The sequence below is a fragment of the Micromonospora sp. NPDC047134 genome, assembly GCF_040643455.1.
Classification (GTDB): Bacteria; Actinomycetota; Actinomycetes; order Mycobacteriales; family Micromonosporaceae; genus Micromonospora.
Window position 1 is genome coordinate 114637 of sequence record NZ_JBEYUI010000019.1, and the last position, 13751, is coordinate 128387.

The 13751-nt window shown below is 69.9% G+C and carries 11 protein-coding genes and 2 tRNA genes; 5 read left to right on the forward strand and 8 right to left on the reverse strand.

The annotated features are described in order from the left end of the window. Positions 1-90: 90 nt before the first annotated feature. From ABZ795_RS21920 to ABZ795_RS21935, 4 genes are all read right to left on the reverse strand, one after another. The gene (locus ABZ795_RS21920; protein ID WP_327024577.1) at positions 91-1269 is read right to left on the reverse strand and encodes an ROK family transcriptional regulator; all 1179 of its coding nucleotides are present in this window, start codon (positions 1267-1269) and stop codon (positions 91-93) included. A gap of 167 nt (positions 1270-1436) precedes the next feature. Next, a complete protein-coding gene (locus ABZ795_RS21925) occupies positions 1437-2522 on the reverse strand; it encodes a sugar phosphate isomerase/epimerase family protein (protein ID WP_327024578.1) in 1086 nt (361 codons plus the stop codon). Between the two features lie 76 nt (positions 2523-2598). Beyond that, positions 2599-5943: a ThuA domain-containing protein gene (locus ABZ795_RS21930; RefSeq protein WP_327024579.1), complete on the reverse strand. Its 3345-nt coding sequence runs from the start codon at positions 5941-5943 to the stop codon at positions 2599-2601. A gap of 277 nt (positions 5944-6220) precedes the next feature. Beyond that, on the reverse strand, positions 6221-6622 hold the full coding sequence (locus ABZ795_RS21935; protein WP_357531658.1) for a hypothetical protein: 402 nt from the start codon (positions 6620-6622) through the stop codon (positions 6221-6223). 275 nt (positions 6623-6897) lie between these two features. Here ABZ795_RS21935 and ABZ795_RS21940 point away from each other — a divergent pair. Continuing rightward, a tRNA-Asn gene (locus tag ABZ795_RS21940) sits at positions 6898-6970 on the forward strand. Between the two features lie 265 nt (positions 6971-7235). Beyond that, positions 7236-7309 (forward strand) — tRNA-Ile (locus ABZ795_RS21945). Between the two features lie 116 nt (positions 7310-7425). Here the strand turns inward: ABZ795_RS21945 and ABZ795_RS21950 are convergent. The 3 genes from ABZ795_RS21950 to ABZ795_RS21960 all read right to left on the reverse strand — a co-directional run bounded on the left by ABZ795_RS21950 (position 7426) and on the right by ABZ795_RS21960 (position 9163). Then, the gene (locus ABZ795_RS21950; RefSeq protein WP_119578710.1) at positions 7426-7836 is read right to left on the reverse strand and encodes a type II toxin-antitoxin system VapC family toxin; all 411 of its coding nucleotides are present in this window, start codon (positions 7834-7836) and stop codon (positions 7426-7428) included. After that, the gene (locus ABZ795_RS21955; RefSeq protein WP_199714641.1) at positions 7833-8111 is read right to left on the reverse strand and encodes a type II toxin-antitoxin system prevent-host-death family antitoxin; all 279 of its coding nucleotides are present in this window, start codon (positions 8109-8111) and stop codon (positions 7833-7835) included. Before ABZ795_RS21955 ends, ABZ795_RS21950 begins: the two co-directional genes overlap by 4 nt. Before the next feature lie 212 nt (positions 8112-8323). Further along, positions 8324-9163 carry an alpha/beta hydrolase gene (locus ABZ795_RS21960; RefSeq protein ID WP_357531659.1) on the reverse strand — a complete coding sequence of 280 codons (840 nt, stop codon included), beginning with the start codon at positions 9161-9163 and terminating at the stop codon, positions 8324-8326. An 89-nt stretch (positions 9164-9252) separates the two neighbouring features. Between ABZ795_RS21960 and ABZ795_RS21965 the strand changes: the two genes are divergently transcribed. The 3 genes from ABZ795_RS21965 to ABZ795_RS21975 are packed head-to-tail and all read left to right on the forward strand — an operon-like array spanning position 9253 to position 11615. After that, on the forward strand, positions 9253-10050 hold the full coding sequence (locus ABZ795_RS21965; protein WP_357531660.1) for an ATP-binding cassette domain-containing protein: 798 nt from the start codon (positions 9253-9255) through the stop codon (positions 10048-10050). Next, positions 10047-10808, forward strand: coding sequence for an ABC transporter permease (locus ABZ795_RS21970; RefSeq protein ID WP_357531661.1), 762 nt, complete (start codon positions 10047-10049; stop codon positions 10806-10808). The genes ABZ795_RS21965 and ABZ795_RS21970 overlap by 4 nt, the downstream gene beginning before the upstream one ends. A 30-nt stretch (positions 10809-10838) precedes the next feature. Beyond that, on the forward strand, positions 10839-11615 hold the full coding sequence (locus tag ABZ795_RS21975) for a MerR family transcriptional regulator (RefSeq protein ID WP_357531662.1): 777 nt from the start codon (positions 10839-10841) through the stop codon (positions 11613-11615). Positions 11616-11625: 10 nt separating this feature from the next. Here ABZ795_RS21975 and ABZ795_RS21980 read toward each other — a convergent pair whose 3' ends face one another. Beyond that, positions 11626-13578 (reverse strand): DUF4173 domain-containing protein, encoded by a 1953-nt coding sequence (locus ABZ795_RS21980; RefSeq protein WP_357531663.1) that lies wholly within the window; start codon positions 13576-13578, stop codon positions 11626-11628. Positions 13579-13751: the final 173 nt, after the last annotated feature.

Genomic DNA, 13751 nt, shown 5'->3' on the forward strand with positions numbered 1-13751 from the left:
TGAGGGGCCCGGCGACCACCCGGGCCCCTCAGGGGGTACGCCGACCACGCCGGACGGTGAAGGGCCGCACCGGCGGCTGTGCCGACGCCCTCAGCCCGAGGTGAAGACGTGATCGCTGGCCAGCCGGGCCGCACCCACCAGGGCGGCCCGGTCGGCCAGGTCGGAGAGGACCACCGGCATCGTCCCGGTGGCCAGCGGCGCGGATCGGCGGTAGACCACCCCGCGGATCTCGGAGAGCAGGATGTGCCCGAGCCCGTCCGGTGCCCCGCCGATCACCACGATGCCCGGGTTGAAGAAGCTGACCAGGCCGACTAGCACCCGCCCCACCCGGCGGGCCGCGTCACGGACCAGCGCCTGGGCGGCGGGATCACCGGCGGTCGCCGCCGAGGCGATGTCCGGCACGGTCAGGGTGCCCGTCTCGGCCAGCCGGGCCGCCAGCAACTCCGACCGGCCACCGCGGGCAGCCGCCGACGCCGCCCGGATCAGCCCCGCGTCACCGCAGTACGCCTCCAGGCAGCCGAACTCACCGCAGGCGCAGACCGGCCCGTCCTCACCGAGCGGCAGGTGGGCGATGTCGCCGGCGCTGCTCGTCGCCCCCCGGTAGAGGGAGCCGTTGAGCACCAGGCCGCAGCCGATCGCGGTGCCGAGCTTCAGGTACAGGAAGTCGTCGAAGGTCCGGCCGATGCCGGCGTGCTGTTCACCGAGGGCGAGCACGTTCGCGTCGTTGTCGACCAGCGCCGGACAGCCCAACTCGGTGGCGAAGGCGTCCCGGACCGGGAACCGCTGCCAGCCGGGCAGCACGGCCGGCGCGACCGAGCTGCCGTCGTCGACCGGCCCGGGCAGCGCGATGCCGACCCCGGTGAGTTCGGCGACGCCGAGTTCGGCGCGAAGCTTCTCGACCAGTTCGACGGCGCGGGCGATCACCGGTTCCGGCCCGCCCCGAACCTCCGCCGGTTCACCGGTCTCGGCCAGCACGTTGAGCTCACCGTCGGTCAGCGCCACGCTGATCCGGTCGGCCGCCACGACGACGCTGGCGAATCGCACCCGGGCCGCCAGACGCAGCAGCGAGGACCGGCGTCCGCCCCGGGAGGCGGCCTGCCCGGCGGTCTCTACCAGCCCGCGGGCGACGAGCCGATCCAACTCGGTGGTGAGGGTCGAGCGGGACAACCCCAGGAGGTCGCCCAACTCCACCCGGGAGCGGGGGCCGTCGTCGCGTAACAGTCGGACCAGTCTCGCCTGCTGCGGATTCTCTGGTCGGACGAGCGTCATCACCAACACCTCCCGTCCGAAGTCTCCCATGTGGGTGTTTCCAGCCTGTAGCGCCCGGGGCCGCATCCGGTGACGGATGCGGCCCCGGGGGTGTCACCGCGGGCGGTGCCGGCACAGCGGGCACGCCCGCCGGCACCATGTCCACGGTCTCCCGCATGTCCGGTCCGTCAGCCCCGCAGACCCGACATGTGCTGGTAGCTCACCTCGGCGTAGCGCAGCGAACGGCCCGGGTCGGCGGCCCCGCCCGGCGCGTTGTCCTGCTCCCACATCGGGTTGTGGTAGCCCTTGGCGCCCATGTTGGCGAAGAAGTTGCCGTAGTCGATGTCGCCCTGGCCGAGCGGCACCATCTCGTACCCGGCCGCGACGTTCGGGTTGAACGCGCCGTCCTTCGCGTGGAACAGCGGGAACCGCATGGTCCGGGTCGCCACCGTGGCCAGCGGGTCGAAGACGTCGGTCTGCAGGTTGCCGTCCGGGTCGGTGTAGGCGCGGAAGCGGTGCTGGGCCACGTGCGCCCAGTAGATGTCCATCTCGAAGAAGACCTTGTCGGCCTCGGTCCTGTCGAAGAAGTACTCCAGCTTGCGGATGCCGGAGGACCGGGTGGGCCGGCCCAGCCCGTCCAGCGGCCCGCTGTCGAGCAGGAAGTTGTACGCCGCGTCGTGGTTGTGCGTGTACAGCTTCAGCCCACGGGCGCGGGCCATCTCACCGAACAGGTTCCACCGATCGGCGGCGGCGTCCCAGTCGGCCTTGTAGTTGCTGTTCGTCGGGTCGCTGCCGGTGCCGATGTGCTGCATGCCGAGGATCTCGGCGGTGTCGAGGGTCCGCTCGAACGCGGCGATGGTGTCCGGCGTGACCGTGCCGGGGATCGAGGCGTGTGAGCCGTTGGCGCGCAGCCCGTTGTCGTCCAGGATCTTCCGGATCTCCGTCGGGGTGATCTGCCTGCCCAGGATGCTCGTGTGCTGGTTGTAGCCGGCGAACTCGACCTCCTTGTAGCCGATCTCGGCGAGCCGGCCGAGCACCCGCTCGAAGCCGTACGGCACGCCGCTGGTGTCCGGGGCGGCGCTGATCCGGTCCCGGACGCTGTACAGGATGATGCCCCGCTTGCCCGGCGGGACGAGCACCCCGTTGCCGTTGCCCTTGCCGTTGGCCACGGCGGCGGAGCCGAAGCCGGCGGCGCCGACGGCCGCCGCGCCGGCGACCCCGGCGAAGGCGCCGAGGATCCGACGCCGGCTCAATCCGTGCTGACTGTCGCTCATGTCGTACTGCCTTTCTCGGTGGTGTTACCGGTGAGATGGCTGGGGTCGCCGGGTGACGACCCCAGCCGCATGGTGCCTACGGGGTGAGGCCGATGCCCGGACCGTTGAACTGCACCCAGTTGAGGTTGCCGAAGCCGCCGGCCGGGCCGCCCGGAACCGGGGTGAACACCAGGTAGAGCCGGAAGGTGTCACCGGGGTCGGTGATCGGCACGCTGGTGCTGGTGAAGGCGTTGTTGCCGGTGGTCGCGTTGACCGTGGCGGTGGTCAGCAGCGGACCGGTCGGCGAGTCCCGGCGGAACTCGACGTTGAACCGTGGCTGCCCGGCCGTGGCCGCGCTACCACCGGAGGTACGCAGGGTCACCGAGTCGATGTTCCGCAGGTTGACCGTGCCGTTGACGGCGATCCAGTCACCGTTGTCGAGGCTGCCGCGTTGCTGCCCGCCGCCGGCGTCCGCGGTGTTGCCGACCGTGGTGCCGGACTGGTTGCGGGCGAACTCCACCTGCTGCAACTTGTCCTGGATGACCTGCTGACCGATGGTGGTCAGCGGCGGCTGACCGTTGGCGCCGTTGTCGGTGTAGGTCGCGCTGATCACGCCGTAGATGTAGCCGCCGTGCGAGGCGTCGTCGGCGAGCGTGGGCAGCACCCCGGAACAACCGAGCTGGTTGGCCTCCCCATGACCGTGGTCGTCGTGGCCGAGGACGAAGGTCACCTCCACCTTCGAGCAGTCGATCGGGCCGTCCTCCGGGTCGGTGACCGTCACCGACCAGGGGATGTCGTCACCCCAGCTGAAGAACCCACCCTCGATCGGTACGTCCACCCGGACCGTCGGGGCGGTGTTGCCGACCGTGATGGTGGTGTTCGCCGTAGCGGTCTTGCCGCTGGAGTCGGTCACCGTCAGCCGCGCCGTGTAGACGCCGTTGCTGGTGTACGTGAACGAGGGGTTCGGGTCGACGGAGTCGGTCGTGCCGTTGCCGTCGAAGTCCCAGGCGTACGAGATGGAGTCCGCCGGGTCCGGGTCGCGTGACCCGTCACTGGAGAAGGCCACCGTCAACGGGGCCTGCCCGTTGGTCGGGGTCGCGTTCAGCACGGCCGTCGGCGCCCGCAGGCCCTTGACGTAGCTGAACTTCACCATCGCCGCGTCCGGGTTGATGTTGAAGAACCCGTCCCCGTACGTCAGCAGGTAGAAGTTGCCGTCGGGGCCCCACATCATGTCCATCGGGTTGTCGCAGAGGAACGGCTTGGCCGGTGTGACCGGGCCTCCGCCGCAGCTCAACAGATCGTTGATCTTCAGGACGCCGCCCTGCGAGTCGAGCCGGACCTCCCGCAGGTAGTCCCGGGTGAACTCGCCGAAGAAGATCGCGCCGTCGTAGTACGCGGGGAACTTCGTCTCCGACCTCAGCTCCGGGTCGTAGTCGTACTTCGCCGCGCCGTGCGGACCCACACCGCCGGTGCCGAGCTCCGGGAAGAGCGCCGGGCAGGTCTGGGTGGGAGTGGACAGGTAGGACTCCGGGCAGGGCGTCGGGGCCTGGAAGGAGTACCAGAGCTCCGACTTCTCCACCGGCGGCAGGTCCACCAGGCCGGTGTTGTGCCGAGAGGTGTTCTTCGGCGCCGCGCAGTCGAACGGTGCGATCGGCGAGATCGGGCTCGTGGTCCAGTTCATCTCGAAGTACGGCAGGTCCGGCTGTACGCACATCGGCCAGCCGTAGTTCGCGGGCTTGTCGACGACCATCATCCGGCCGGTGCCCGCCGGCCCCCGCCCGACCGTGGCGGTCGAGGAGTCGGGGGAGTAGTCGGTGATGTAGGCGACGTCATTCTTGTCCAGGGTGATCCGGAACGGGTTGCGCAGCCCCATCGCGTAGATCTCCGGTCGGGTCTTGTCACCCGGGTCCTGCGCCTCGGGGAAGAGGTTCCCCTCGGGGATGGTGTAGCTGCCGTCCGCCTGGACCTTGATCCGCAGGATCTTGCCCCGCAGGTCGTTGGTGTTGGCGGAGCTGCGCCGGGCGTCCACGAACGGCGCCTGGTAGATCCCGCTCGCGCTCACCGAGTCGTTGTGCGGGGAGAAGCCGCCCGAACCACCGCCGCCGGCCGGGGTGTCGTCCCCGGTGACCAGCCACAGATTGTTCTCCGAGTCGAAGGCGATGTCCCCTCCGACGTGACAGCAGGCACCCCGGTCCACCGGCACCTGCATGATCTTCTGCTCGGTGCTCAGGTCGAGCGAGGGGTTCTCGCCGTCGACGAACTTGAACCGCGACAGCTGGAAGTAGCCCTTCCAGTTGTCCCAGGCGTTGGGGTTGGTGCTGGTCGTCGGCGCCGCGCCGGTGGGAGTGTCGCCCGGTGGGGCGTAGAACAGGTAGACCCACCTGTTGGTGGCGAAGTCCTTGTCGATCGCCGGGCCGTACATCCCGTCCTCGCTGTGGGTGTAGACCGGGATCTGGGCCAGCAGGGTGGTGCGGTTACCGTCCGGCTCGTGCAGCCGTACGCCGCCACGTCGGTCGGTCTGGATGACCCGCCCGTCGGGCAGCACGTCGAAGCCGATCGGCTCGTTGACGTTGGGCTGCGCGCCGATCACCGTCATCTGGTAGTTGGCCAGCACGGTCGCGCCACAGTCGCCGTCGGTGACGCCGGCCGCCCACTGGATCGCGCCGCCCAGATGAGCGCGCAGGTCAGTGCCGCTGAAGCTTTCCGGGGTTGCGCCGAGTCCGGTGTAGAACGAGCGGCCGCCCTGGTAGTCCTTGCACCAGGTGATGGGGTGGTCGAAACCCATGCTGCCGCCGGCGTACGTCTTCTCGTCCACCGTCGCCAGGACGTGCGAGAAGCCTCGGACGTTGGCCGCGAAGTTGTACCACCGGTCGGTCGTGGTCCACCGCTCGGGCAGCGCGGCCGAGGCCGGGTGCACCCGGTCGGCCACGGTCACCGTGGCGGCGCTGGCCGGCGTCGCCGCGCCGACGGCGCGGGTGCCGAGGACCTCGTCGAGGAAGCTCCAGCCCGGCTCCGCCTCGATCGCCGAGTGCACGCCGACGAAGCCGCCACCGGCGCGGTAGTACTTCTCGAACGCGGCTCGTTGAGCGTCGTCGAGCACATCGCCGGAGGTGTTCAGGAACACCACGGCGCGGAACTGCTTCAGGTGCGGCTCGCGGAACCTGCGGGCGTCATCGGTGACGTCCACGGTGAACCGTCGTTGCTTGCCGAGCTGCCGGATGGCGTCGACACCGGCCGCCGTGGCCGGGTGGGTGCCGTCGGCCGATCGGGTGAAGACGAGCACCTTGTACTGGATGCCGTTGTTGGTCGTTGTTGCTCCGTCCGCCACCGGTGCGGCCTGCGCCGCTGCCGTGTGCCGGGTCCCGGTCGCGACGAGTGTCGCGCCGACGAGGGTGAGGAGACTCAGATAGGTGAGGGCTCTGCGGCCCAACGGTCTGCGCATCGAACCTCGCTCTGATCGGTCAGCTCCGCCCCGGCACCAGCGGTGCCGAGGCGGTTGGGGGGTTACCAAACGAGCCTGGCCAGGTCTAACGAGGACGATATTTGCGGCAGACGATAAAGAGAAGAGGTTGGAGGCAGAAGTTCCCGCGAAATCGCCGGGACTTTTGTTCAATACGGGCGAAAGTTACCCCGCGAGGGCTGGACGCTTTGCCTGAGGTGCACACACAGCAGCCGGGCCCCACCGCCGCAGTGGCGATCGGGCCCGGCTGAAAGGGTTGCTACAGGTTCGTGCCGTTGGTGCCGGACGGCTTGCTACGGGCCGTGGTCGAGGTCGTCGACCCGGTGGTCGACGAGCTGGTGGTCGACCCCGACGAGCTGGAACTGGACTTGGCGCCCGCCGTGGCCGGCGTACCGGCGAAGGCATCGTCGGCGGAGCTGGACTCGTGCTTGCCGTTCGGGCTCAGCTTCTCGCCCAGCTTCGAGTGGCCGAGCTTGTCCTTGCCCTCGTTGTAGAGCCGGCTGGCCTGGGCCTGGGCAACCCCGGCCGCCTCCTGGACGGTCGGGTGGTCGAGCACCTTGCGACCCTGGACCATCAACTCCTCGTACTTCTCACGGCCGGCACGGGCGCCCAGGACGAACCCTGCAGCCAGCCCGCCAAGGAACATGATCTTTCCGCGCATGGCGGCTCCTCTCGTACCTGACGCGCCGTCGACCCACCCCCGAACCCGGGGGCGGGGCCGACCAGTTCGCGCCTGCGTCCTGTCGTCGGCAGCTAACTACCCATCCTGCTCTCTGCTCATACCTCCTTGTGCCCCGATGGCGATTTGTCCCACACAATCCGATCGGTGCGCCCCGCTGATCGTGAGGGTAACCCCCTGGACCAAGACCCCCCGGAGTCCTGTACTCTTGTGCCCGGCGCACGGCGCGGAGAGATCCGCACCGGGCGGCGGTGCAGTCCCCCGTAGCTCAATTGGCAGAGCAGCCGGCTGTTAACCGGCAGGTTTTTGGTTCGAGTCCAAACGGGGGAGCTTGCTCTCCAGCACGACATGCCCACCGGCAACCCGGTGGGCATTCGCCGTTTCGGGACGCCGGTAGACGGGCCCCTGCCAGGGCATCCTCCCCGTCGATCGGGCCGAGGGCGGTTTGTGGCGGGGTGGCAGCCGGAATACGCGCTGCTCGCTGTATTCTCGCGTTGCCCATCGTGCTGCTGAGGCGTGGGCGACGCCGGTGAGAAGCGGCCGCCGATGTTGGCCGGTGATCGACGGGGCAGGATAAGATTCCGGCCCGGCGCCGGGGGCGGTAGCTCAGCCGGTTAGAGCAGGGGACTCATAATCCCTCGGTCGCGGGTTCGAGTCCCGCCCGCCCCACTCGAAACGGATACCCAAACGGAGGGGTGCAAGGCCGCAAAACGCAGGCCACGGCCGTCGTCGTGGCCGGGCGTCAAGCGGCGGCCGGACTTCGTACAGGGTGGTGGATTCGCGGGTCAGTTCTGGCCGGGGCTTGCTACGGGTAGTCCTGCTTCCTTGGCGCAATCGAGCAGCCGCCGGTCGTAGGTGACGAAGGCGGTGAGTGCCGTGCCGGACTCGTTGGTCAGTACCTGGGCGGTGGCCAGGTGGATGGCGTCGAGGCTGCGGAGCGTCGGCTCGGCGAACGCGGCTGCGGTTGCACGGATCGTGCTGTCGATCTCCAGTCGGAACAGCCGTCCGACAGCAGCCGGCACTCCGATCAACGCCTGCGGAGCTGATCGGCGCAGCGCTCTGGGCACTTCCACCTCGACGAGCGCGGAGGAGACCAGCGGCACGTCGTCGTGCTTGTTGAGCCAGGAGACAAGGTCGGCGCTGCATGCTTCCTGCCGCACCAGCTTGACGACGGCGGCGGAATCGAGATAGATCACCAGCGCTCCTCGTCACGCATCGCAGCGAGCGAGGCGGCCACGTCTACACTCTCGTCACCGAGCTTCGGTGGAAGTGGAACAGAGCCCCCTCCGGTGGGGGCGACGGCCCGCCCTGCCGCTACCAGCTTGGCCAGAATCGACCTGTCGTCGCCCACCGGAACAAGTCGAGCGATCGGGTGTCCACGATCGGTGATCTCGACGGTCTCCCCGCCACTCACCCGAGCCAACACCTGGCTCGTGTTCTGGTTTAGCTCCCGGACACCGATGCGTTCCATGGACACGAGTGTAGAACTAAATGTTCTACGGTTCTAGCTCCTGGCGTAATCCGGGCTGTCTGTTCGCTGACCAGGGAGATCAACGAGGCATGCCACGCTAGATCCCGACGCTGCCGACTTGCCGTCAACGTCGAGGTGGATCGATGGCGGTGTGACACCTGACCCGGTCTGGCACCCGCCGCTGACTCGTCTCCGTGCATCCGGCGAGCCGGTCAGCGCAGGAACGCTGTCAGGGTCTGTCGGAACCACGCCGGATCGTCGTGCCAGGGCTGGTGTCCGCCGGCCGGCAGCACGGCCAGCTCAGCCTGCGGAAACAGGGCAGCATACGCGGCGGCGCAGCTCGGGGGGAGTGCGACGTCGTATTCGCCGGCGACGAGCAGGACCGGTGCCCGGAGGTGGGCGAGGCCGGCTCTGGTCGCCTGCGGGTCAACGGCCCCGGCCGAGTAGTAGACGCCGGCCGCCTCCGCGTTCCGCTGACTCGCCTCTCGGTCGAGTCGAGCCCGGACGTCGGCATCCCATCGGCCGTGCATGAAGGGTTCGATCGCCTGCCAGTCAGCCTCGGTGGCGTCGCCCGACCAGATCCGCTCGAAGGCGGCGAAGGCGGCAGGGAACCAGGGTTCGCTGTGGCGCAATTCCGCGACCTGGCGACGGTCGGCGTCGGTGACCTCCAGGTCGACCACGCGCGGGCTGGGGGTGACCAGCACGAGACGGCCGATCCGGTCGGGGTGGCGGGCGGCGTATCGCACGGCGAGACCGCCGCCGGCCGAGTGCCCCAGCAGGTCGATCCGCTCCTGGCCGAGATGCGCGCGTAGCGCTTCGACGTCCCCGACGAGCCGGTCGACGCGATACGTCGCCGGGTCCGCCGGGATGGCCGAATCACCGGTCCCACGCAGGTCGAGGCGTACGAGCAGGCGATGGGCCGACAACCCGCCCAGGTCCCCGAGGTAGGCCGAGGACTGCATCGGGCCGCCGGGAAGGCAGATCAGCGGGGCACCCTCGCCAACCTGGTGGTAGGCGAGCCGGGTGCCGTCGGTGCCATCGAGGAAGACCATGCAGGGACCGTACGCGTCGGAAGCCTTTGTCAGGGGGCGGCGGACGGGGCTTGACCCTGACGCAGCGTCAACCCCCCATGCTGCCGGTCATGAGCATTCCACCACCAGCCGGTCGGGCCGAGGGGCCGGCGATCCAGGTACGAAATCTGGCGAAGTCGTTCAAGCAGTTGCCGGTGCTACGTGGAGTGGATCTCGACGTGGCGCGGGGCAGCATCCTCGCCCTGCTCGGCTCGAACGGGGCGGGCAAGACCACCCTGGTGAAGATCCTGGCCACCCTGCTCAAGGCCGACGCGGGGACCGTCCGGGTCAACGGGTTCGATGTCGGCACCCAGGCCGGCGAGGTACGCAGGTCGATCAGCCTGACCGGGCAGTACGCGGCGGTCGACGAGATCCTCACCGGGCGGGAGAACCTGGTCCTGGTGGCCCGGCTCCGGCACCTGGCCGCCCCGGGTGCGATCGCGGACGACCTGCTGCGGCGCTTCTCGCTGACGGAGGCGGCCGACCGGCGGGTGGCGACCTACTCCGGGGGCATGCGCCGCCGCCTGGACATCGCGATGAGCCTCATCGGGGATCCGCCGGTGATCTTCCTGGACGAACCGACCACCGGGCTGGACCCGCAGGCGCGCATCGAGGTCTGGCAGGCCGTCCGGGAACTCGCCGGAGGCGGTACGACCGTGCTGCTCACCACCCAGCATCTCGACGAGGCGGAGCAACTCGCCGACCGGATCGCGATCCTCCACCAAGGTCGGATCATCGTCGACGGCACCCTGGGTGAACTCAAGCGGCTGCTCCCCGCACCCGAGGTCGAGTACGTCGAGAAGCAGCCGAGTCTCGAGGAGGTCTTCCTGGCCCTCGTCGGCCCCGGAACGGAGAGGGCGGACCGATGACCAGACATTCGCTCGGGGACACCGGGGTCCTGCTGGGGCGTTCACTGCGCCACATCGCCCGCAGCCCGGACACCATCATCACCACCGCGATCATGCCGATCGCCTTCCTGCTGCTGTTCGTCTACGTCTTCGGCGGCGCGATCGAGACCGGGTCCGAGTCGTACGTGAACTATCTGCTGCCCGGCATCCTGGTCATCACGATCGCCTCCGGCATCTCCTACACCGCCTTTCGGCTCTTCCTGGACACGCAGAGCGGGATCGTCGAACGGTTCCAGTCCATGCCGATCACCCGGTCCTCCGTGCTGTGGGCGCACGTCCTGACCTCGCTGGTCGCCAACCTGATCTCGCTGGCGGTGGTCATCGGCGTGGCCCTGGTGGTGGGCTTCCGCACCGGGGCGAATGTGCTGGGGTGGCTAGCGGTCGCCGGCATCCTGGTCCTGCTCACCCTGGCCCTGACCTGGCTGGCCGTGTTGCCCGGCCTGACCGCGAAGTCCGTGGACGGCGCGAGCGGGTTCGCGTACCCACTGGTGTTTCTGCCGTTTGCCAGTTCGGCCTTCGTGCCCACCGAGTCGATGCCCGGGCCGGTCCGCGCGTTCGCCGAGCATCAGCCGGTGACCACGATCGTCGACGCCATCCGGGACCTGTTCGCCGGGCAGCCGGTGGGTGTCGACATCTGGACCGCCCTGGCCTGGTGCGTCGGTCTCCTCGTCGTCGCCTACCTCCTCGCGGTGCTGACCTACCGGCGTCGGGTCGCCTGAGTCGGCGGTGGAGAGGGGCAGGATCGGAGCATGCTGACGATCGGGCAACTGGCGGCGTACGCCGGGGTCACCGTGCGCGCGGTGCGGCACTATCACCAGGTAGGGCTGTTGCCCGAGCCGGAACGGGACCCTTCCGGCTACCGACGGTACGGCGCCAGGGCGGTCGTGTCCCTCGTGAAGATCCGTACCCTGGCCAATGCCGGTGTGCCGCTGGCCCGCATCGGTGAGTTGCTCGACGCCGACCCTGCGGCCTTCGCCGACGCGATCCGGACCATCGACGAGCGGTTGCGCGACCAGATCGAGCGGTTGGAGACCAGCCGCAGGCAGATCGCGCAACTGGTCGGCGGGGACCGGCTGACCCTCCCACCGGAGGTCGCCGCCTACCTCGACCGGCTCCGCGAGCTGGGGGTGTCGGAACGGGTGGTGGAGGGGGAACGGGACGGATGGATCCTGATCGCGGCTCGCTGGCCCGAACGGATAGCCGAATTCATGCCCGGCAAGCTGGCCCAACTCGATGACCCGCAGGTCGTCCGGCTGTACCGGGTGCTGTCGGAGATCTTCGACGACGAGCCGGGGGAGACCGACGACCCCCGGCTGGCGGAAGCCGCCGACATCATGGTGGGCCTGGCCGAGCAGGCGTACCGCTCCGGCGAGATCCTCAGCGACGAGACGTACGACGAGTTGCCGAATGACCTCGTTGACGCCCTGGCCGTGGAGTCCGACCCCAGGGTGCAGCGGCTATGGAACCTGCTGCGCGAGCGCGGCTGGGCCGGATGGAACCGGATGGAGCCGCTGCAACGGCGCTGACTCCAGCCCGTCAGCGGCGGGTCTTCGGCAGGTCGAACTGGTCGGCGCGGCGGCAGTCCCGCTGGTTGCCGATCGCCTCCGGCCCCAGCCGGTCCAGCACCGCCCGGGCCCGGTCCCGACCCCGGTTCCAGGCGTACCAGGGGTCCGGTTCGGCCAGGTCGTCGGCGATCCAGCTCAGCGTGCAGCGGCGTACCGGATCGGGCAGGGCGGCCAGGGCGGGAGTGGCGTCGGCGGAGAGGGCGCGCAGGTACCAGGCGTCGATGCGGCCGGTCTCCTGATACCGGGCGACATTGCGCTGGGCCGCGTACTCCTCCGGGTTGAGCACCGCCAGACCCAGCAGCAGCACCACCGCGAGCGCCGTGGCCAGCCGGGGGATCCAACTGCCGCGCCAACGTACGCCGGCCACCAGGATCATCAGGAAGACCGCCCCGAGCAGCAGCTCGAAGGCCATCACGAAGATCCGCTCGCCGGTGAAGCTGTAGACCTTCTGGTATGTGTACATCCGCGACAAGGCGGACACCACGATGACCACGGTCAGGGCGCTGAGCAGGCCGAGCAGCACCCGCAGCAGCACCTGGTCGAGGTGCCGCTCCCGCCGGGCGAAGCGGGTCACCCCGCCGAGCACCGCCAGGGTCAGCACGGTCACCACGACCAACTGCCAGAAGCCGCTGCGGGCGTACTCGGCGTAGCTCAGGCCGGTGGTCCGCAGCACATGCCGCTGCCCGCCGAAGAGGACGGTGAACTGCACCGCCACGAAGCCGCCGAACAGGGCGGTCAGCGCGGCGATCGGCGGTGCCCACTCCAGCAGGCCGACCCGACGGTCGGTGGGCCGGTCCACCCCGGACAGGTCCGGCGGTGCGGCGAGCGTGTAGACGGCGGCCACCGCGATCAGGCCGCCCACGGCCGCCAGGAACAGCCACCGGAACACACCACTGACGCTGATCTCGGGCAGCAGCGCACCGAGGACCTGCGAGAAGGCGGCGTCGGCCGAGGAGAGCAGGGGACCGAAGACCACCAGGACGATCACGGTGGCGACCACCGAACCGACCACCCGGCGTACGCTGCCGGGACTGCCGGGGGCCCGCAGGTGTCGGCGTACCCAGGGCAGCCCGCGCAGCCCGGCTATCGGTGCGGCCACCACACTGAACAGGATCGACCGCACCCGTCGCCCACCCACGATGGCCAGGGCGGCGCAGCCCAGTGCGCCCAGCACGCAGAAGGTCACCAGCCACCAGGCGTTGCGGAAGGCCAGCACGGCGAGCAGGGCCACGGCGGCACCGGCCCAACCGGCCCGGACCCACCGTTCGGTAGGGGCAAGCTCGGCGGTGTGCTGCCGGACCGCCAGAACGACCGCGACCGTGAGCACCAGCCCACCGAGGAACCAGCCGATGCCGGTACGACCCAACGGCACGAAGGCCGCCACCCCCAGCGCCCCGACCAGCACGGCCAGCGGGGTGGCCAGGTGACCGGTCGTCTGCGGGCCGGGCCACACCCGGTCGAAGAAGGTCGGCGGCGGGGGCGTCGGCTTGAAGGCGTACGCCGGACCGGGCGGCGGATACGAACCCGGGAACCCACCCGGCTTCGCCGCCCCCGGCCGCCCAGCGGGCGCAAGCTGACCGGGGGATGAGGGCTGCCCGGCGGGGGTTGTCGTGGTCGGCGCAGTGGTCGGCGGTGCGTCGGCAGCCGGTGTGGTCGTGGAGGGTGTGGTGGTGGCCGGTGCCGCGCTGCTCGGCGTGGGCGCGGGCGACCCGGTGGGCGCCGATCCCGTGGCGGCCGGCGTGGTCGTGCTCGGCGTCGTGGGCACCGGGGCGCTGGTGGCCGGTGTCCGCTGCGCGGGCGGCGCGGCTACGGTGGCGGGCTCGCCTTCCTGCACCAGCGGTAGGAAGATCGCGTAGCCCCGGGTGCCGGGTGGCACCTGCACCGGGATCGCCCAGGCGGGCTGGTCGGTCGGACCGGGCCACACGATGGACGGCAGCCCTTCGACCGACGGTACGACAAGCAGCCGGGGTGCCGTCCCGGCGGGATCCGCCGGGACGGCGACCTCGTGTTTTGACCATCGGGGGGGATTCGTGGTGGTCGAGGTCTAGCGGAATGGGGAGGACCCTGTCCATGATCTGAGTTCTCACACAAAGATCA

Coding starts and splice junctions, on each gene's coding strand:
- ABZ795_RS21920 (WP_327024577.1), bottom strand. CDS start 1,269: ATGACGCTCGTCCGACCAGAGAATCCGCAGCAGGCGAGACTGGTCCGA.
- ABZ795_RS21925 (WP_327024578.1), bottom strand. CDS start 2,522: ATGAGCGACAGTCAGCACGGATTGAGCCGGCGTCGGATCCTCGGCGCC.
- ABZ795_RS21930 (WP_327024579.1), bottom strand. CDS start 5,943: ATGCGCAGACCGTTGGGCCGCAGAGCCCTCACCTATCTGAGTCTCCTC.
- ABZ795_RS21935 (WP_357531658.1), bottom strand. CDS start 6,622: ATGCGCGGAAAGATCATGTTCCTTGGCGGGCTGGCTGCAGGGTTCGTC.
- ABZ795_RS21955 (WP_199714641.1), bottom strand. CDS start 8,111: ATGGAACGCATCGGTGTCCGGGAGCTAAACCAGAACACGAGCCAGGTG.
- ABZ795_RS21960 (WP_357531659.1), bottom strand. CDS start 9,163: ATGGTCTTCCTCGATGGCACCGACGGCACCCGGCTCGCCTACCACCAG.
- ABZ795_RS21965 (WP_357531660.1), top strand. CDS start 9,253: ATGAGCATTCCACCACCAGCCGGTCGGGCCGAGGGGCCGGCGATCCAG.
- ABZ795_RS21970 (WP_357531661.1), top strand. CDS start 10,047: ATGACCAGACATTCGCTCGGGGACACCGGGGTCCTGCTGGGGCGTTCA.
- ABZ795_RS21975 (WP_357531662.1), top strand. CDS start 10,839: ATGCTGACGATCGGGCAACTGGCGGCGTACGCCGGGGTCACCGTGCGC.